The following is a 19624-nucleotide window of genomic DNA, read 5'->3' as shown; positions in this document are numbered from 1 at the left end:
CGCCGCCCTGCGAGCCTGCAGTCGACCGGACGGCCCCCGGCTTGCGTGCTTGCGCCTGTGCGCTTGCGCCGCCTAGCATCGATGCCGGGAGGCGGGTATGCAGGGCAGACGACGAAAGGCGCGCGCGGCCGCATGGCTGGGCCTGATGGTGCTGGCCTTGCTGGCGGCTCAGCCGCTGCGTGCCCAGGTCGACGACGAGGACCCGGGCGACGTGTCCGCCGTTGCCATGCCGGCGGCAGAGGCCGAACGCCTGCTCGCCCAGCCCCTGCCCGCCGACGTCGCCGCCCGCTATGCGCTGTTGCAGCGCCAGGCGAGCGCGGCCCAGGCCCTGGAGCAGCGTGGCAAATACGTGGAGCTGTTGCGCGAACTCGCAACGCTGGGCCGCCGCCAGCCCGGCGGCGAGATCTGGATCCGCCAATACCTCAGCGCTGAATTCATCTGGGGCAGCTCCGGCCAGTCCCTGACGGCGGCCGACGCCTTCGCCAGCGACACCACGTTGCCGCTGACCGCCCGCGCCGAGGCCGCGCTGCGCCAGGTCTATGCCCTGGCCCAGGCCCGCGACCGCGCGGTGCTGGACCGCATGTGGTCGCGCGCCCAGGGCCTGGTCAAGCAGGCCCAGGAATCGCTGGGCGACCGCGACCCCGCCGCGACCCTGAGGCTGCGCGTGCAGTTCCTGCAGGTGCGTACCGAGATCGAGCGCTGGGACGGGCGCCTCGCTGAAGCGGTGGCCACATTGCGCGAGGCGGTGCGGCTGTCGCAAAAGGGTGTCGAGGACGCGCGACGCCTGGCCAAGGGCCCGCGCGACCCCGCCGTGCAGGACGCCTATGGCTGGTACGACGGTTCCCAGGGCATGCTGACCTATGCCCTGGTGCGCCAGGGCCGCGCGCCCGAAGCCATCCAGGTGGCCCAGGGCAACCTGGCGCTGTGGCGGGCCGGCCAGATCAGCGAGTCGCTGGGCGCGCGCTGGAGCTATCGCCTGGCCCAGGCCCAGGTGGCGGCCCGCCAGTACGCCGCGGCGCTGGAGAACGCGCAGCGCTCCGACGAGATGCTGCAGCGCGCCGGCGCCGGCCCGGCCAGCCACACGCGCTGGCTGGCGCGCCAGGAGCAGGTGAGGGCGCTGATCGGCCTGCGCCGCTGGCCCGAGGCCGATGCCTTCTATCGCGACTTCCTGGCCAGCCTGCCGGCCGACAGCCTGGCCAGGGAGCGCGCCAGCGACTGGCGGCTGCGCTCCCTGCTGGCGGCCAAAAACGGCCGCTTCGACGAAGCCCTCGAGACCGTCGACCGCCTCCTGCGCTTTCGCCAGCGCCTGTACGGCGAAGGCCATCCGCAGACCCAGGAAGCCAGCGGCGTGCGCGCCCTGGTGCGGCTGCTCAAAGGTGACATGACCGGGGCCTGGAGCGACTACCAGCCGCTGTTCGTGGCCCTGCTGGACAGCCCCGGCGGCTGGCAGGACTTGGACTTGTCCGGCGCGCGTGGCTTCGTGCTCGGCCTGGCCTTCGACGAGTTCCTGCGCGAGATCGGCGCGCGGGCCTTGCGCGGCGAGGCGCTGGAGCCCGCCTGGACCGACCGTGCCCTGCAGGTGGCCGATCGCCTGCAGGCCGGCGCCGCCCACCGCGCGCTGACGGATGCGACGGCCCGCCTGCTCGCCGCCACGCCGGCCCTGCGCGGCCTGCTCGAGGAAGAGGCCGCGCTGCGTGCCACGGCCAATTCACGCAACGGCGCCCTGGCCACCCAGCTCAACGAGGAAGACCGGCTGCGTCGCCGCAACAGCAGCGAGGAGACCAAGGCCGAGCTGAAGGCCCTGCCCGATGCCGAGCGCAAGAAGAAGGCCAAGGCCATGGCCGATGAACTCGCCACCGTGCGCGAGCAGATCCGCCAGGGCCGCGAGCAGGCCCAGACGGCGCGCGAGGCCTTGAACACCCAGCGCGAGCGGGTCGCCAAGGCCTACCCGGCCTATGCCGATCTCGTCACGCCGACGCTGCCGGCGCCGGCGGCCTTGCAGAAGCTGATGTCGCCCGGCGAGGCCCTGCTCGTCGTGCAGCCCCTGGACGGCGCGACGCTGACCTGGCTCATCACGCCCGGTGCGCCGACGCGCTTTGCGGCCTCGGGCATCGGTGCGGCGGCTTGGGGCGACAAGGTCGCGCAGCTCCGCACAGCCCTGGACCTCAGCACGGGTCGCGCGCCGACGCTGCCGGTGCCCGGCCTGCACGAGGTCTGGCGCGAGCTGGTCGCGCCGCTGCAGCCCGGGGCGGATGTGAAGAGCTTGCTGGTCGCCGCCGATGGGGCGCTGGCGGCCATGCCCTTCGCAGCCGCGCTGACTGCACCCGAGCCGGGTGCCTTTGTCGCGCGCCGCATGGCCGTCACGCAGTTGCCTTCGGCCGGTGCGCTGTTCGCGCTGCGTCGCACGGCCGCCCCCGCACCGGCGCCCAAGCCGCTATTCGGCGTCGGCGACCCGCAGTTCAAGTCCACTGCCAAGGCCGGCCGCGCGGCGCTGGGCAGTGGCGCCACCAAATACGAAGCTGGCTGGGGCTTCAGCTATGCCGACATCCCGCCCCTGCCTGAGACCCGCGCCGAACTGACCGCGCTCGCCAAGGCCCTGGGCGCCAAGCCCGAGACCGATCTGCTGCTCGGCGCCGCGGCCACGCGCGAGGCCGTGCTGGAAGCAAAGCTGCAGGACCGCCGCATCGTCGCCTTTGCCACGCACGGCCTGATGCCGGGCGAACTGCCGGGCATCTCCAAGCCGGCCCTGGCCCTCGCGCCGGGCAAGGATGAGACGGCGTCGCCGCTGCTCGAGCTCGACGACGTGCTGACCCTGCGCCTGAACGCCCAGGCCGTGCTGCTGTCGGCCTGCAACACCGCCGCTGGCGAGCAGGGCGGGGCGGCCATGTCGGGCCTGGTGCGCGGCTTCTTCTTTGCCGGCAGCCGCTCGGTGCTGGCCACGCACTGGTCGGTCGAGACCGCCTCGGCCGCGGCCCTGACTTCCGCCACCTTCTCCGCCAATCTGCCGCGTGCCGAGGCCTTGCGCATGGCTCAACTGAGGATGATCGAGGGAACTCTCGGTGGCGGCCGCTGGGCGCATCCGTTCTACTGGGCGGGATACGCCCTCTTCGGTGACCCGTCTCGATAGGAGTCTTGAAATGCGTGCCCTGGTGTTGTGCCTGTCCCTGTTGAGTTCGACGGCTTTCGCCCAGCAGGCCTGCGAAGTCGTGGCCGTCAGTGGCGAGGCCCAGCGTGTCGACGGCAAGGCGCTGGCGGTGGGCGACAAGCTCGACGTCGGCACCACGCTGCGCACCGGCGCCACCGGCCGTGTGAGGCTCAAGTTCGGCGATGGTTCCGTTCTCGTGCTGGCCGACAAGAGCCAGTTGCGCATCGAAGCCTTCAGTGCGCCGGCGGGCCAGTCGCGCAGTGCCGAGTTTTTGCTGGAGACCGGCCTCATCGGCCAGCGCGTGACACCGTCGGCCGGCGGCAACTGGACGGTCCGCACGCCCACCGCCGTGACGGCCGTGCGCGGCACCGAATTCAGCGTCGAGGTCGGCAGCGACAACGCCACCGCCGTGCATGTGAAGACCGGCGAGGTCGATGTCGAGCCCACCGGCCCGCAGACCCGTGGCATCAAGCCGCGCTATCCGGTGCGCCTCGAGAAGAAGCTCAACGGCACCCATTGCGACGCCAGCCAGTGCGCGGCCGCCATGGCCTGGACGGCCGACAAGCTGCAGCGCCTCGAGCAGCGCCTGGGGTCGCTGGATTGAGGCGCCTCTCACCCGGCCTCGGCTATCTGCTGATCGGCCTCGCGGCCGCACTGCTCGGCTTTGGCATGTTGGCCTCGCGGGCCAATGTGTCGGTGCTGGATCGGCCCGATTCCTGGCAGCTTGATTGGCAGACCGGCTGGCGCGGCCCGCTGGGTCCCGGCACCGAGCTGCCCCTGCTGCTGGTGCGCGTGGACGACGCGGCACTGGAGGCCTTGGGCGGCCGCGTGCCCGACCGCGCCGAGATCGCCCGCGCCATCACGGCCCTGCAGGCCGGCGGCGCGCGCGCGGTCGCCTTGGACATCCTGCTGCTGCCCGGCGGCGGCACGCCCGAGGGCAGCGCGGCCCTGGCCGCGGCGATGAAGGCCTGCGCCTGCACGCTGATCCCCTTCTCCCTGCCCGACGACGGCCAGCCCGACAGCGGCGCGGCGCCCGCACCGGTGCTGGCCCAGGCCCTGCTGCGCTATGACGACGAAGCCGCGCTGGTGCGCAGCGAGGGCTACTACCATCCGCGCCGCCTCGTCGCGCCCGAGGCCGGTCTGGCAGAAGCCGCCGCGGCCCTCGGCCACATCAGCGTGCGGCCCGAGGCCGACGGCAGCATGCGCCGCGACCTGCCGCTGCTGCGCCTGAACGGCGAGGTCTATCCGTCCATGCCGCTGCGCCTGGCAGCGTTCGCGCGCGGCGTCGACTGGAAGCAGGCGCGGGCCCGCTTCGGCACCGGGTTCAGCGTCGGCAGCGGCCTGCAGTCGCGGCTGGACGAGCTGTCGCGCCTGGGCGTGAACTACTACGGCCCCACCGGCAGCTTCGACAACGTCGGCTTTGCCGACCTGCTGGCCGGCCGTGTGGACCCGGCGCGGCTGCAGGGTCGCATCGCCGTCGTCGGCGTGTCGGCCCTGGCGGCTGGCGACCACGTGCCCACGCCCTTCGATGCCCGCCTGCCCGGCATGGAACGCATTGCCACGGTCACCGACAACCTGCTGACCGGCCGCAGCCTGGTGCGCCCGGACTGGGGCGGTGCGGCGGAGCTGGCTGCCGTGCTGCTGCTGCCCTTCGCGGCCGTCGCGCTGCTGGCGCGCCGCCCGCTCGGCGTCGCCCTGGCCGTCATCGTGCTGGCCACCCTGGCCCTGCTTGCCGGCGTGCAGTGGGCCTTCGAGAGCCACTACCTGGTCTTCTCGCTGGCGCCGCCGCTGCTGGCCCTCGCCGTGGCGACGCTGGGCGGCAGCGCGCTGCGCGCCGGCATCGAACAGGGCCAGCGCCGCCTCGCCGCGCGCCAGCTGGCTGCCAGCGAGCAGCGCTACGCGTTGGCCGCCCAGGGTGCCAACGACGGCCTGTGGGACTGGGATCTGACCAGCGACGAGGTCTATTACTCGCCGCGCTGGCTAGCGCTGATGGGCCTGTCGCCCGGCGAGGCGGGGCACGCCATCGAGGCCTGGACGCGGCCGTTGGAGGATGGCGATGCCCACGCCTTCCGTACCGAGCTGCAGGCGCACCTGGACGGCCGCAGCCTGCAGTTCCATCACATGCTGCATTTCCACCAGGGCGGCCAGGAGCGCTGGCTGCTGGCGCGCGGCCTCGCCGTGCGCGAGGACGGCAGGCCGGTGCGCATGGCGGGCTCGCTGACCGACATTTCCGAGAGCCAACGCCTGCAGCAGCAGATCAGCTTCGATGCCCTGCATGACCGTCTCACCGGCCTGGCCAACCGCGTGCTGTTCCGCGAGCAGCTGACGCAGCTGCTGACCGGCGTGCCGGCGCCCGAGACCGGGCTGCTGCTGCTCGGCCTGGACGGGTTCCGTGCGCTCAACGAGGCGCATGGCCCGGTGGCGGGTGACGCGGTGCTGACCGAACTGGGGGCTCGGCTGAGGTCGGCTTTCGGCGCGCGTCATCTCGTCGCCCGCATGGGTCCGGACCAGTTCGCCCTTCTGCTGGCCGGCGGCGACAGCGCGGCCGAGCTGTCGCGCGGCGTGCAGGGCCTGCTGCAGTCGCCCTTCAATGTCGCCACGCCCATGCTGCAGCTGACGGCCGGTATCGCCTGGGCGCAGCGCCGCCACGGCCCGCTCTCGGCCGATGAGCTGATGGCCGCGGCCGAAGGTGCGCTGGCCCGCGCCAAGGCTGGTGGGCCGGGCCAGACCCATGAGTTCGACCCCGCCGAGCAGCTCGTCGAGCAGTCGCGCCGCTGGCTGCGCGATGCCATCGACACGGCGCTGGCGAACGGCGACCAGTTCGAGCTGCACTACCAGCCCTTTGTGCGCCTGGGCGACCGGGCCCTGCTCGGCTTCGAGGCACTGATCCGCTGGAAGCATCCCGAGCGCGGCCTCATCATGCCGGGTGACTTCATCCCGGTCGCCGAGGCCAGCGGCCAGATCTGCGCCATCGGCCGCTGGGCCCTGCTGGCGGCCGCGGCCCAGCTGCGGCGCTGGCAGCCGCTGGGCTTCACCGGCGAGGTGGCCGTCAACCTTTCCGGCGTGCAGCTGGAGCGCGACATCGAACTGCTGGCCGACGCCCGCGCGACGCTGGCGGCCCTGGGCGACGTGCCGACGCATCGCCTCAAGCTCGAGGTCACCGAGAGCATGGCCATGGCCAACCCGCAGCGCAGCGCCGAGGTGCTGCAGGAGCTGGCGCGCATGGGCTTCAAGCTCTCCATCGACGACTTCGGCACCGGCTATTCGTCGCTGGCCTATCTGCACCGTTTTCCCTTCGACACGCTGAAGGTCGATCGCAGCTTCGTCATCCGCCTGGCCGCCGGCCGCGAGGCCCAGGAGATCGTGCGCACCATCGTCGGCCTGGCCCTGGCCCTGGGCAAGCAGACCCTGGCCGAAGGCGTCGAGGACGAAAAGCAGGCGGCCTTGCTGGCGCAGCTCGGCGTGCAGGTGGGCCAGGGCTGGCTGTTCGCCAAGGCGCTGCCCGAGGCGCAGGCGACGGCGGCCATCCAGAGCACGCCCTGGCGGCGCTAGGCAGGTCCTGCAGGCACCTCCATCGGGGCCTCCTGTCGCGGAGTTATCTGACAAGCGGGCCGCTGCCCGCGTCCTAAACTCGTTTCGGCCCGAAAGCCGTCCCACGGAGCGGCCCTGGCTGGACAGGAGGATGACGATGACGACGGGAACCCCGCGTTCCGCAACCGGCGTGCCCGGCCTGGACGAAGTCCTGCATGGCGGGCTGATCCCGGGCCGGCTCTATCTGGTGGATGGCGAACCCGGCGCCGGCAAGACGTCGCTGGCGCTGCAATACCTGATGGAGGGGGCCCGCCAGGGCGAGTCAGCTTTGTACGTGACGCTGGGCGAGACGGCGAACGAGCTGCGTGCGGGCGCGCAATCGCACGGCTGGAGCCTGGACGGCATCGAGATCGTCGAACTCATCGTCGACGAGGACGAGCTCTTCGGTGACGCCGAGCTGACGATGTATCACCCGTCGGAAGTGGAGCTCAACGAGACCACCAAGCGCATCATCCAGGCGGTGGAGCGCTGCAAGCCGCGCCGCATGGTGCTCGATTCGCTGTCCGAGCTGCGCCTGCTGGCCCAGAGCTCGCTGCGCTACCGCCGCCAGATCCTGGCTCTCAAGCAGTTCTTCATCGGCCGCAACTGCACGGTGCTGTTCCTGGACGACCGCTCCAACGAAGGCATAGACACCCAGGTGCACAGCATCGCCCACGGCGTCATCGCGCTGGAGCGCAGCCTGCCGGCCTACGGACCGGCGCTGCGCCAGCTGCGCGTCACCAAGTTCCGCGGCAGCGACTTCATCAGCGGCTTCCAGGACCTGCTGATCCGCCGCGGCGGCCTGCAGGTGTTCCCGCGGCTGACGGCCAACGAGCACGGTGCGTCATTCCAGCGCGAGGTGGTGCCCAGCGGCGTCCCGGCCCTGGACCAATTGCTTGGCGGCGGCACCGAGCGTGGCACGGCGACCCTGCTGGTCGGGCCGGCGGGCTCGGGCAAGTCCACAATCGCGGCCCAGTACGCCGTGTCGGCGGCGCGCCGCGGTGCGCATGCCGCGATCTTCACCTTCGAGGAATCGCGCACCCTGCTGCTGGATCGGCTGGTCGGCCTGGGCATGTCGGTGCAGGAGGGCGTGGGCCCCGGCCGCCTGATGGTGCGCCAGCTCGATCCGGCCGAGGTGCTGCCCAGCCAGTTCGTCAACCTCGTGCGGGCGTCGGTCGAGCAGGACGGCGCGACGGTCGTCATCATCGACAGCCTCAACGGCTATATGAATGCCATGCCCGAGGAGCGCGCGCTGACCATCCAGTTGCACGAACTGCTCAGCTATCTGAACAACCACGGCGTGGCGACCTTCCTGGTGGCGGCGCAGTCGGGCATGATGGGGCCGAACATGCGCAACGCCGTCGACGCCAGCTATCTGGCCGACGCGGTCATGCTGTTCCGCATGTACGAACATGCTGGCGCCGTGCGCAAGGCGATCTCCGTCGTCAAGAAGCGCAGCGGACCCCACGAAGACACCATCCGCCAGCTCTGGTTCAACACCAGTGGCGTCCACCTCGGGCCGCCGCTGTCGCATCTGCGCGGTGTGCTGACTGGCGTGCCGGTCGAAGTGGAAGCGACGCGATTGAGAGCCGCTGGTGACGATCATCCGGACTGAGGTCGACCTGTCCTACAGCGAGCGTGTTGTCGTGCTCGCGCCGACGGCGCGTGACGGCGAGGTCACCCTCCGTCTGCTGGCCGAGGCCGGCGTGCAGGGCGCCGTCGGACGCGACTGGCGGCATGTCGAGGCCCTGCTGAACGAAGGCGTCGGTGCGCTGATGCTGACCGAGGCCACGCTGGCCGACCCCGGCGTGCATGGCCTGCTGCGGTTGCTGCAGTCGCAGCCGCCCTGGTCCAATCTGCCGGTGCTGATGCTGTGCCGCCAAGGCCTGCAGTCGCCGGCGCTGCGCGAGGCGGGCCTGACCAACCTGACCGTGCTGGACAGGCCGACATCGACGGGGGCCATGATCAGCGCCGTGAAGACGGCCCTGCGCGGCCGGCGCTGGCAGTACCAGATCCGCGACCAGATCGATTCCCTGCAGCGCGCCGACCGCTCGCTGCGCCAGGCCGACCAGCGCAAGGACGAGTTCCTGGCCACGCTGGCGCATGAACTGCGCAACCCGCTGGCGCCCATCCGCAACGGGTTGGCGCTGCTGGCCGGCGCGACGCAGGACGAGACGCAGTCCAAGGCGCTCACCGAGATGATGCAGCGCCAGACCCACCAGCTGCAGCGCCTCATCGACGACCTGCTCGAAGTCTCGCGCATCACCACCGGCAAGCTGGTGCTGCAGCGCGAGCGGCTGGACCTGCGGCGCGTCGTCGAGATGGCGCTGGAGTCCTGCGCACCGCTGATCGCGCGCGGCGGCCACAGGCTGGACGTGAACCTGCCCGAGGACGCCGTCTGGGTGGACGGCGACCCGACACGGCTGGCGCAGTCGCTCAGCAATCTGCTGAACAACGCGGCCAAATACACACCGGACGGCGGCGATGTTGCCGTCACCCTGGCCCGCGGCGGCGAACAGGCCGTGCTCAGCGTGCGCGACAGCGGCGTCGGCCTGCCGCCGGACATGATTGGCCGCGTCTTCGACATGTTCGCCCAGGTGAGCCGCTCGCTGGAACGCGCCCAGGGCGGCCTGGGCATAGGCCTGGCCCTGGTCAAGAGCCTGGTCGGCCTGCACGGTGGCCGCGTCAGCGCCGCGAGCGCGGGGCCGGGCCAGGGTTGCACCTTCACCATCGAGCTGCCGCTGGCAGCCGAGGTCGCCGCGACGGCGTCGTCGCCGGCCGAGGTCGCGCCCCCCGCGACCCGGCCGGCGCGCATCCTCGTCGTCGACGACAACGACGATGCGGCCACGTCCCTGGCCATGCTGCTGTCCCTGTCCGGCCACGAGGTGCTGGTCGAGAACGGTGGCCTGGCCGGGCTGAAGACGGCGGACAGCTTCCTGCCTCAGGCCATCTTCTGCGATGTCGGCATGCCGGGCATGAGCGGCCACGAGTTCGCGATGCGGCTCCGGCAGGACCCGCGCTTTGCCGACACCCTGCTCGTCGCGCTGACGGGCTGGGGTTCCGAGGATGACGAGAAGCGCTCGCGCGATGCGGGTTTCGACGAGCACCTGACCAAGCCAGCGAGCGTCGACGCCGTGGATGCGCTGCTGGCGCGGCTCTCGTAACGGCGCTTGGGATCTGACGAACGGCTGCGGGGCCAAAACCACGCAGAATCGCCGCCAAGCCGAAGATGCGGCTGCCTGGAGAGAGACACGATGAGGATGAAGCTGCAAGGGCGGATGAGCCTGGGCCTGGGCGCCGCCCTGTTGAGTCTGGCGCTGGGGGCGGCGCAGGCCCAGCCGGTGGCGGCCCCCAAGCCCAAGGTGGCGGTGCCGCGCGCCATGGCCCTGAAGGCGGAGGTCGTCGCCCTGCCGGAACGGGTGCGCGAGCTGGGCGGCATCGAGGAGTACCGCCTGCCCAACGGCCTGCAGGTCCTGCTCTTCCCCGACGCGACGCAGACCACCACCACCGTCAACATCACCTATCGCGTCGGCAGCCGCCACGAGGCGCCGGGCGAATACGGCATGGCCCATCTGCTGGAGCACATGCTGTTCAAGGGCACGCAGCGCCAGAAGGACATCCCCGGCGCGATGGCCCAGCGCGGCGTGCGCTTCAACGGCACGACGACGGTGGACCGCACCAACTACTTTGCATCGTTCAACGCGAGCGCTGACACGCTGGCCTTCCTGCTCGACCTCGAAGCCGATCGCATGGTCAACAGCCGCGTCGCCAAGGTCGATCTCGACACCGAGATGACGGTGGTGCGCAACGAGTTCGAGCGCGGCGAGAACCAGCCCTTCGCGGTGCTGAGCCAGCGCGTCAATGCGGCGGCCTATGCCTGGCATCCCTACGGCCATGCCACCATCGGCCCCAGGAGCGACATCGAGAACGTGCCCATCGAGAAGCTGCAGGGCTTCTACAAGCGCTACTACCGGCCCGACAACGCCACGCTGCTGATCGCCGGCGCCTTCGACAAGGCCGCCACGCTGGCCCTGATCGCCAAGGATTTCGGCGCCGTCGCCCGGCCCGCCGCGACCATTCCCCAGCCCTACACGGTGGAGCCGGCCCAGGACGGCGAGCGCAGCGTCGTCGTGCGCCGCGTCGGCGGCCAGCCCATCCTGCTGGCGGTCTATCACGTGCCGGCCATCACCCACCCGGACACGCCGGCCCTCATCGTCTACGGCCTGCTGATGAGCCTGCAGCCCAGCGGCCAGCTCTACAAGCAGCTCGTCGAGCCCAAGCTGGCCCTGGCGGCCGGCATTGCGGGCGCGGGTGGCGCGGAGCCCGGCACCATCGCGGCCTATGCGGCCCTGCCGCCGGGTGCGGAGGTGGACAAGATCGAGACCCAGCTGCTGGACCTCGCCGAAGGCCGCGCGGCCAAGCCGTTTGACGAGAGCGAGCTGGTGCGCGTGCGCGACATCGCCGTCAACAGCTACCGCAACCAGATGAAGAACCCCGAGGCGCTGATCCAGCAGATCTCCGGCCTCATCGCGGCGGGTGACTGGCGCCTGCTGTTCCAGCTGATGGAGGACATCCCCAAGGTCACGCTGGCCGACGTGGAGCGCGTGCGCGCCGCCTACTTCAGGCCGGCCAACCGCACGCTGGGGCGCTATCTGCCGGTCGACAAGGTCGAGCGCGTCGAGATCCCCGCCGCACCGGCGCTGGAGCAGCGCCTGGCCGAGCTGAAGGGGCCGCCCAAGGTGGAGGAGGGCGAGCAGCTTGACCCCGTGCCGGCGGTGCTGGAGACGCGCATGAAGCGTGAGACCCTGGCCAGCGGCATCGCCCTGCATACGCTGAAGAAGCAGACGCGTGGCAACACCGTCGTGCTGCAGATGCAACTGCGCTGGGGCGAGCGCGACGCGACCTATGCGCGCAACGGCACCGGTATGGTGGGTTCGCTGATGGATGAGGGCAGCGCGGGCTACACCAAGCAGCAACTGCAGGACGCGCTGATCAAGCTGCGCGCCAACCTCAACATCACCAGCTACGACCAGGGCGCCACCATTTTCCTCAGCGCCGAGCGCGACACCTTGCTGCCCGCCCTGCGCGTGGCGGCCGATGCCATGCGCCAGCCGCTGTTCCCGCAGGACGCCTTCGACCGCGAGATCAAGTCGGCCATCGCCGGCCTCGAGGCCTCGCGCCAGGAGCCCGGCGTGCTGCGCCAGGAAGCCACGCGCGGCCACTACAACAAGGCCCGTGGCGTGACGCTGGGCCACCCCGACTATGTGATGAGCGTGGACGAGCGCATTGCCAACCTGAGGGCGACGACGCTGGACCAGGTGAAGCGTTTCTATGCCGACTACTGGAGCTTCAACGAGGCCCAGGTCAGCGTCGTGGGGGCTCTGCCTGAAATGGCGAATGGGGGCCTGGGTGCCGAGATCGACAAGCTCTTCGGCGACTGGAAGAAGCCGGCGGCGCCGAAGTTCGTGCGCCACGTTCCGCAGCATGTGGGCATTCCGCCGGCGCGCTTCGACGCCATCGCCCGCGACAAGGCCAATGCCATCGTGCGCCTGCACGAGCCCCTGGCCCTGAACAGCCAGGACGCCGACTATCCGGCGCTGGAGCTGGCGGTGCACATCTTCGGCGGCGGCGGGCTGGAGAGCCGCCTGTCCGAGCGCGTGCGCCAGAAGGAGGGCCTGACCTACGGCATCGGCGCCTCGCTGAATGCGAGCTACTGGGGCAACGACGCCAGCTTCGCTATCCAGGCCAGCTATGCGCCGGACAAGCGTGAGCGCGTCATCGCCGTCGTGCAGGAAGAGGTGGCGCGCGTGGCCAAGGACGGCGTCACGGCGGCCGAACTGGAGCGTGCCAAGAAGGACATCCTGGAAGGCCGCAAGCAGGGGCGCGCCGATCCCGGCGCCCTGGCCGGTGGCCTGACCAGCCTGGCCGAGCGCGGCGAGACCTGGGCTGCGGCGCAGCAGCGCGACGAGGCGCTTGCGGCCGTCACGGTCGAGCAGGCGAATGCCGCCTGGCGCAAACACATCAAGGCGGACAGTTTCATCATTTCGACAGCCGGAGACTTCAAGTGAGCCCCTCGCCCGGTCTCGCGTCGCTGTACGCGCGCGTGCCCGATCGGTCTTGCAAACCGCGCTGCGGCAGTGCCGCCGCTCTTTGGCAGGCGCAAGACGCCCACTTGGCGTCTTGCGTCCGGCCTCGAGCCGCAAGCACATCGCCTAGGCGGGCAGGCTCGGGAGCGGCCCAGCGCTCGGCCCGGAAGACCAAACACCTTGACACCGTGGATGTGTATTCCTTGAAGGCCGCGACGCTAGAGTTGTTGATCGCCGCCAGGAGACTGCAATGAAGATCGATCCCTACCTGTTCTTCAACGGCCGCTGCGAAGAGGCCATCGAGTTCTACAAGAAGGCTCTCGGCGCCAAGGTGGAATTCATGATGCGCAACTCCGAGAGCCCGGAGCCGCCGCCGCCCGGCATGCTGCCGCCGGGCTCGGAAAACAAGATCATGCATGCCTCGGTGCACATCGGCGGGGCCCTGGTCATGATGTCCGACGGCATGTGCGACGGCAACACGGCCTTCAAGGGCTTCTCGCTGTCGCTGGACTGCCCCGATGCCGACAGCGCCCGCGAGGCCTTTGCCGCGCTGGCCGAGGGCGGCCAGGTCAATGTGCCGCTGGGCAAGACCTTCTGGGCGCCGCTGTTCGGCATGGTCAATGACCGCTTCGGCGTCGGCTGGATGGTCGGCGTGTCGGACAATGCGGGGTGACCTCTGCAGCGCTACAGCTCCCCGCCCACCTGAAGGCCGATTGCTCGGCCTGCGTGGCGCTGTGCTGCGTGATCCCGCCCTTCGATGCGAGCCAAGGCTTCGGTTTCGACAAGCCGGCCGAGACGCCCTGCCATCACCTCTGCGGCGACCACCGCTGCGGCATCCATGACGCGCTGATCCCGCGCGGCTTCGAGGGCTGCGTGGCCTTCGATTGCCTGGGCGCCGGTCAGCGCCTCACCGCTTTTGCCGTGGACCGCTTTGGCAGCGCCGACTGGCGCGACCGGCCCGAGGTCGCTCGCTGGCTGTTCGCGGTCTACCCTCGCATGCGCCAGGCCCAGGAATGGCTGGCTCGTCTGAGTCTCGCCGCGGCCGTGACCGGCCGGGGCGAACTGAAGACGCTGGCGGCTGAACTCGAGGCCGAGTCGCCGCGCTGGCCGGACTGGACAGCGACCGAGCAGGGCGCCTGGCAAGCCCGTGTGCAGGCGGCGCTGGCGCCGCTCGCCGAAAATCGAATCTCTAGGAATTGATGTTGTCCATGGAATCTTCGAAATCCACGATGGCAGTGGCCCTGGCCGATGAGCTGGCCGGCACGGGCTGGCGGCGCAACCGTACGCGCATCCGCATCGTGGCCGTGCTGTGCAGCCTGCTGGCCGCAGGCGTCGTGTACGGACTGTTCGACCGCTTCCGCGTCTCTGCGGGCGACACCAAGCCGGCACGCGAGTTGATTGCAGCGGTCGACCTGCGCGTCGGCAACCCGGCGGGCGCCGTCGAACGAGGCGAGGCCAAGGCCAAGGCAGACATCGAGGCCGGCCTTTTGCAGCTCGAGATCTTCGGTCCCGCGACGCCGGCGGCCAAGGCCCGGAACCTCAAGCAGCGCTATGGCATCACCACGGTCAGCAAGGGCAGGGAAGCCACGCCCCTGACCCAGGCCCATGCGGACGCCTACAACCGCATCATGCAGGCCGAGATCGAGCGCAAGCACGGGCGTGAAGCGTTGGACCAGGTCTTGCACGAGCTCGCGATCGGCCCCGCGAATCCGAAGGAGTCAGGCTCATGAAGCTCATCGGCATGCTGGACTCCCCCTATGTGCGCCGCGTCGCCATCTCGATGCGCCTGCTCGGCCTGCCCTTCGAGCATGCGTCCATCTCGGTGTTTCGGGGCTTCGACGAGTTCCAGCGCTTCAACCCCGTCGTCAAGGCGCCGACCCTGGTCTGCGACGACGGCACCGTGCTGATGGATTCGTCGCTGCAGTTGCAGTACGTGGAAAGACTCGCCGGCCGCAGCCTGCTGCCGCAGCAGAGCGCGCCGCTGGCGCGCGAGCTGAGGCTGATCGGCCTGGCGCTGGCGGCCTGCGAGAAGTCGGCCCAGATCGTCTACGAGCGCGCACTGCGCCCGGCCGAGAAACGCCACGACCCCTGGGTGCAGCGCGTCACCGGCCAGCTGCTGGCGGCCTATGGCGAACTGGAGCGCGAGCTGGCCACGCAGTCCTTGCATCCCACGGCGGCGGGCATAGGCCAGGCCGGCATCAGCGTCGCCGTTGCCTGGACCTTCACGCAGTCGGTGCTGGCCGACCAGGTGCCGGCGGCGGACTTCCCGCGGCTGGTGGCGCAAGCCGCGGCCTGCGAGGCGCTGCCGGTCTTCCAGGCCATTCCCTGCGACGACGGCGTCGAGCTGCGCTGATGGCCAGCAAACGCCCCTCGCAGACCGTCTACGTCTTCCAGGGCGGTGGTGCCCTGGGCGCCTACCAGGCCGGCTTCGTCGAGGCGCTGGAGGACGCGAAGCTGCCGCCGGACTGGCTGGTGGGGACGTCCATCGGTGCCATCAACGCGGCGCTGATCGCCGGCAATGCACCGGCTGATCGCCTGCCGGCCCTGCGCAAGTTCTGGGACAGCGTGACGCGGCCGGGCCTGTCACCGCATCTGCCCGCCAGCCCCTTCACCGCGGCCTGGCAGACCTGGCAGACGCTGACCACCGGCATCCCCGGCTTCTTCCGCCCGCGCGGCCCCCAGGCCTGGGACATGAACCGCCGCGCGCCGCTGGCCGAGCTGGGCTTCTACGACACCTCGCCGCTGGCCACGACGCTGCGGGATCTTGTGGACTTCGACCGTATCGCCGCGGCCGAGACGCGGCTGACGCTGTGCGCCGTCAATGTGCGCACCGGCGGCCTGGCCCTGTTCGACAACCGTGATGGCAAAACCCGCATAGCCCCCGAGCATGTGATGGCCAGCGGCGCGCTGCCGCCGGGCTTCGCGCCGGTGCAGATCGGCAAGGAGGCCTACTGGGACGGCGGCATCTACTCCAATACGCCGCTGGACGTGGTGCTCGACGACAGCGAGCGCCGCGACACCCTGTGCTTCATGGTCGACCTCTGGGATGCCAGCGAAGCCGCGCCGAGCACGATGGCCGGCGCGCTGACGCGCTACAAGGACATCCAGTACGCCAGCCGCATCCTCGAGCACCTCGAGGACCACGAGCGTCTGCAGAACCTGCGCCGCGCGCTGCGCCTGGTCGGTCGCAAGCTGGATGCCAAGACGGCCGCCGACCCGGCCATCAAGGAGTTGCTGGCCCTGGGCTGCGACTCGCGCATCGACGTCGTCCACCTCGTCATGCAGGCCCTGCCGGGCGAGGACTCCTGGCGCGACATCGACTTCAGCGACGCGCGACTGCGGGCCCGCTGGGACGCCGGCCTGCGTGACGGCCGTCGTGTGCTGCGCCACTCCGACTGGCTGAAGCCCGCGGATGCCAGCGTCGGCATGCGGGTCCACACCCTGCCACAGACCTGAGGCCGCGATGGACGTCGTCCGGGCCATCCTCGAGCACAACGCCGGCCGCGACCCCGAGCGCCTGGCGCTGAAGTTTGCCAAGATGCGCCGCAGCCCCTTTGTCTTCCTGCGCGGCACGAGTCATCTCTTTCACGCGCAGGTGCAGCGCCGCGGCGTGCTGAAGAATTCGCCGCCGGCCTGGTGCTGCGGCGACCTGCACCTGGAGAACTTCGGCAGCTACAAGGGCGACAACCGGCTGGCCTACTTCGACCTCAACGACTTCGACGAGGCCGCCCTGGCTCCGGCCGCCTGGGACCCGCTGCGCCTGCTGACCAGTGTGAGGCTGGCCGCCGAGGAGCTGCGCCTGGACGCGGCCCAGGCCGACGCGATGGCGCGCACGATGCTGGATGCCTACGCCGATGCGCTGGCCGCGGGCAAGGCCTACTGGCTGGAGCGCGAGACCGCCGCCGGCCCGGTGCATGAGCTGCTGGACCAGGTCGGCCTGCGCAAGCGCGCCGACTTCCTGGCCCGCCGCTGCGAGGCCCCCAGCCGCAACGGCAAGTCCCGCCGCCTGCGCGTGGACGGCGTGCGGGCGCTGGCGGCCAGCCCCGATGAGAAGCGCCGCGTCGGCGAGTTCATGCTGGCCTTTGCCCAGACCCAGTCCAACGCGCGCTTCTTCGAGGTGCTGGACGTCGCCCGTCGCATCGCCGGCACCGGCAGCCTGGGCGTACCGCGCTTCGTCATCCTGGTGCGCGGCAAGGGCAGCCCCGACAGCCAGTACCTGCTCGACCTGAAGGCGGCCCAGCCGTCGACGCTGGCCGCTGCGGGCGGCTGCAAGCAGCCCCGCCTGGGCGACGACGCGCAGCGCGTGGTGGCCGTGCAGCGCCGCATGCAGGCGGTGTCCATGGCCTTTCTGCATCCGGTGCAGTTTGACGGCCAGCCCTTTGTGCTGCGCGGCCTGCAGCCCAATGAAGACCGCCTGGACCTGGCAGCCCTGGCGTCGGACCGGCAGGGTCTGGCCGACAGCCTCGCCACCATGGGCCGGCTGCTGGCCTGGGCCCAGCTGCGCTCGTCGGGCCGCAACGGCTCCGCGCTCGCGGACGAGCTGATCGACTTCGGCCAGCGCGGCCGTGGCGAAGGCAAATGGCGCGACCGGCTGATGGCCTTGTCGCGCGCGGCTGCCGGGCAGGCGCGCGAGGACTGGACGCTGTTCTGCCGCGCCAGCGACGGCGGCGCCTTCAACGCCGGTCACCACGATGGCTGAGGCAGCGGCCCCGCGCTCGCCCTGGCGCGCCGACCTGACGGCCGGCCTGTGCGTGGCCGGCCTGCTGCTGCCCGAGGGCGTGGCCTATGCGGGCCTGGCCGGCCTGCCGGTGGCCCACGCCTTTGCGGCGGCCCTGGTCGGTCTGGCCGTCTATGCGCTGCTCGGTCGCAGCCGTGATGCCGTCGTGGCCCCCACCTCATCCAGCGCCAGCCTCGCCGCCGCCGCCGCCGCAGGGTTGGCCGGCATCGCGCCCGGCGAGGCGCTGCTGGCGTTGACCTGCGCCGCCGGCATCGTGCTGCTGGTGCTGGCCGCGGCACGCCAGGGGCAGCTGTCGGCCTTCGTGTCGCGGCCGGTGCTGCGCGGCTTCGCCTTCGCGTTGGCCATCACCATCGTCATCAAGCAATTGCCGGACGTGCTGGGCCTGCATCCACCGCCGGGGCTGGATGCGCCGCGGCTGCTGGCCTGGGTGTTGGCCCACACCTCGGACTGGCATGGGCTGAGTCTGCTCGTCGCCGTGGCCAGCGGCGCCCTCATCGCGCTGCTGCGGCGTTGGCCGACCTGGCCGGCCTCGCTGATCGCGCTGCTGGCTGCCATCGCGGCCACCCGCGTGCTGGACCTGCAGGCCGACGGCGTCGAGGTTGTCGGCGCCGTCGCAGCGCCGGCCTTCGCGCCGCATCTGCCGTCACTGGGCCGCGATGCCTGGCTGCGCGTGGCCGAGCTGGCCGTGGGCCTGGTGGTGCTGCTGTTCGCCGAGTCCTGGGGCAGCATGCGCTCGCTGGCCCTGGTGCGCGGCGACACGCTGAATGCCAACCGCGAGCTGCTGGCTCTGGGGGCCGCCAATCTCGCCGCCGGCCTGTTGCAAGGCATGCCGGTGGGCGCGGGCTTTTCGGCCAGCATGGCCAACCACAGCGCCGGGGCGCAGAGCCGCCGTGCCGGCGTCGTCGCCCTCGTCGTGCTCGCCCTGGCCGTCGCCGTCGCCTTGCCGGCCCTGCAGTGGCTGCCGCGACCGGTGCTGGCGGTGGCCGTCATCGCGGCGCTGTGGCATGCCTTGTCACCGCGGCCGCTGCTGGCGACCTGGCATCTCGGCCGCGACCGCCTGCTCATCGCGGGCGCCGTCGTCGCCGTGCTGGCCCTGGGCCTGCTGCACGGCATGCTGGCCTCGATCGCGCTGTCCCTGGTCGAGGCCCTGCGCCGCTTCAGCCAGCCGGTGCTGCACGAGCTGGGCGCGCTGCCGGGCACGCGCAACTTCGTCAACCGGCCGGAGCATCCCGATGCCCTGCCGGTGGCGGGTGCGTTGATCCTGCGGCCCCAGGAGCCGCTGTTCTTCGCCAGCGCCGAGCGCGTGATGGCCGAGGCCGCCGCGCGCCTGGCCGCCCGGGGCGTGGACACGCTGGTGCTGAGCCTGGAGGAGAGCAGCGACCTCGACAGCACGGCCCTCGAATGCCTGCTGGAGCTGGATCTGCGTCTCGTTGCACGCCAGCAGCGCCTGCTGCTGGCGCGGGTCAAGGAGCCGGTGCGGGCGCTGCTGGCCGCCAGTGCGCCGGACGGGCTGGGCCGGGAAGAAAGGCAGTTCTGGAGCGTGGCCGACGCCGCGGCTTCGCTGACGCTTCAGCCCTGAGCCAGGACGTTGAGCTTCTGCACCGTCGCCCAGTTGCGCGTGGTGCCGCCCTCGCCGAGCTTTTTCAGCAGGGCGACGGCGGCCTTGCTTTCGAGGATGCCGTGGGCGCACCAGAGATAGGCCGCGTCCTCGGTGACGACGAAGTGCTCGTCGCCCACCGTCACGATGCCTTCGGCGGCTTTCAGCGCTGTGGCGTCGGCCGTGATGGCCACGAGCAGGCGGCTGTGGTCATCGGCCCCGTCAATGCCATGCCCGGCCGCGATGGCTGCCCAATCGGCGGCTGTTTTCAGGATGACGGCGGCGTCGACGCCGAGTTTGTCCAGCACGGCGGCGCGGATCTTGTCGGCGCTGATCTTCTTCTTGCTGTCGAAGACGGCGTTGCCGCTGTTCAGCAGCGTCGTCGCATTCGTTGCGCCCAGCTCGGTCAGCAGGGCCTTGAGGTCGGCCATGGCCAGGCGCTTGGCCTTGCCGACGTTGATGCCGCGCCAGAGAGCGATGTAGCGCAT

The 19624-nt window shown here is 71.0% G+C and carries 14 protein-coding genes; 13 read left to right on the top strand and 1 reads right to left on the bottom strand.

What is annotated here, in order from left to right:
- The first annotated feature begins 97 nt into the window (after positions 1 to 97).
- From AC3WOE_RS08215 to AC3WOE_RS08155, 13 genes are all read left to right on the top strand, one after another.
- Positions 98 to 3127: a CHAT domain-containing protein gene (locus tag AC3WOE_RS08215; RefSeq protein ID WP_492689609.1), complete on the top strand. Its 3030-nt coding sequence runs from the start codon at positions 98 to 100 to the stop codon at positions 3125 to 3127.
- A gap of 10 nt (positions 3128 to 3137) precedes the next feature.
- Positions 3138 to 3749: a FecR family protein gene (locus AC3WOE_RS08210; RefSeq protein WP_492689607.1), complete on the top strand. Its 612-nt coding sequence runs from the start codon at positions 3138 to 3140 to the stop codon at positions 3747 to 3749.
- On the top strand, positions 3746 to 6697 hold the full coding sequence (locus AC3WOE_RS08205; RefSeq protein ID WP_492689606.1) for an EAL domain-containing protein: 2952 nt from the start codon (positions 3746 to 3748) through the stop codon (positions 6695 to 6697). The genes AC3WOE_RS08210 and AC3WOE_RS08205 overlap by 4 nt, the downstream gene beginning before the upstream one ends.
- Positions 6698 to 6833: 136 nt before the next feature.
- Positions 6834 to 8330, top strand: coding sequence for a DUF7125 family protein (locus tag AC3WOE_RS08200; RefSeq protein ID WP_492689605.1), 1497 nt, complete (start codon positions 6834 to 6836; stop codon positions 8328 to 8330).
- Positions 8311 to 9879 (top strand): hybrid sensor histidine kinase/response regulator, encoded by a 1569-nt coding sequence (locus AC3WOE_RS08195; protein ID WP_492689604.1) that lies wholly within the window; start codon positions 8311 to 8313, stop codon positions 9877 to 9879. The genes AC3WOE_RS08200 and AC3WOE_RS08195 overlap by 20 nt, the downstream gene beginning before the upstream one ends.
- 90 nt (positions 9880 to 9969) lie before the next feature.
- Entirely contained in the window at positions 9970 to 12783 is a 2814-nt protein-coding gene (locus AC3WOE_RS08190) for a M16 family metallopeptidase (RefSeq protein ID WP_492689603.1), read from the top strand.
- A gap of 268 nt (positions 12784 to 13051) precedes the next feature.
- Positions 13052 to 13474, top strand: a complete 423-nt coding sequence (locus tag AC3WOE_RS08185; RefSeq protein WP_492689601.1) for a VOC family protein — start codon at positions 13052 to 13054, stop codon at positions 13472 to 13474.
- Complete coding sequence (locus tag AC3WOE_RS08180; RefSeq protein ID WP_492689600.1) at positions 13471 to 14001, top strand: hypothetical protein; 531 nt, start codon at positions 13471 to 13473, stop codon at positions 13999 to 14001. Before AC3WOE_RS08185 ends, AC3WOE_RS08180 begins: the two co-directional genes overlap by 4 nt.
- Positions 14002 to 14009: 8 nt before the next feature.
- Positions 14010 to 14531 carry a hypothetical protein gene (locus AC3WOE_RS08175; RefSeq protein ID WP_492689599.1) on the top strand — a complete coding sequence of 174 codons (522 nt, stop codon included), beginning with the start codon at positions 14010 to 14012 and terminating at the stop codon, positions 14529 to 14531.
- Positions 14528 to 15154 carry a glutathione S-transferase gene (locus AC3WOE_RS08170; RefSeq protein WP_492689597.1) on the top strand — a complete coding sequence of 209 codons (627 nt, stop codon included), beginning with the start codon at positions 14528 to 14530 and terminating at the stop codon, positions 15152 to 15154. Before AC3WOE_RS08175 ends, AC3WOE_RS08170 begins: the two co-directional genes overlap by 4 nt.
- Positions 15154 to 16257: a patatin-like phospholipase family protein gene (locus tag AC3WOE_RS08165; protein ID WP_492689595.1), complete on the top strand. Its 1104-nt coding sequence runs from the start codon at positions 15154 to 15156 to the stop codon at positions 16255 to 16257. Before AC3WOE_RS08170 ends, AC3WOE_RS08165 begins: the two co-directional genes overlap by 1 nt.
- A gap of 7 nt (positions 16258 to 16264) precedes the next feature.
- Positions 16265 to 17500 carry a DUF2252 domain-containing protein gene (locus AC3WOE_RS08160; RefSeq protein ID WP_492689594.1) on the top strand — a complete coding sequence of 412 codons (1236 nt, stop codon included), beginning with the start codon at positions 16265 to 16267 and terminating at the stop codon, positions 17498 to 17500.
- Positions 17493 to 19118: a SulP family inorganic anion transporter gene (locus AC3WOE_RS08155; protein ID WP_492689593.1), complete on the top strand. Its 1626-nt coding sequence runs from the start codon at positions 17493 to 17495 to the stop codon at positions 19116 to 19118. Before AC3WOE_RS08160 ends, AC3WOE_RS08155 begins: the two co-directional genes overlap by 8 nt.
- Here AC3WOE_RS08155 and AC3WOE_RS08150 read toward each other — a convergent pair.
- On the bottom strand, positions 19109 to 19624 hold the full coding sequence (locus AC3WOE_RS08150; RefSeq protein WP_492689592.1) for a DUF1697 domain-containing protein: 516 nt from the start codon (positions 19622 to 19624) through the stop codon (positions 19109 to 19111). The two genes, AC3WOE_RS08155 and AC3WOE_RS08150, sit on opposite strands and share 10 nt — an antisense overlap.

The sequence above is a fragment of the Roseateles sp. FW305-36 genome, from assembly GCF_058787015.1.
Note: the sequence above shows the minus strand (reverse complement) of the source record. Positions and strands in the feature narration are given on the sequence as shown.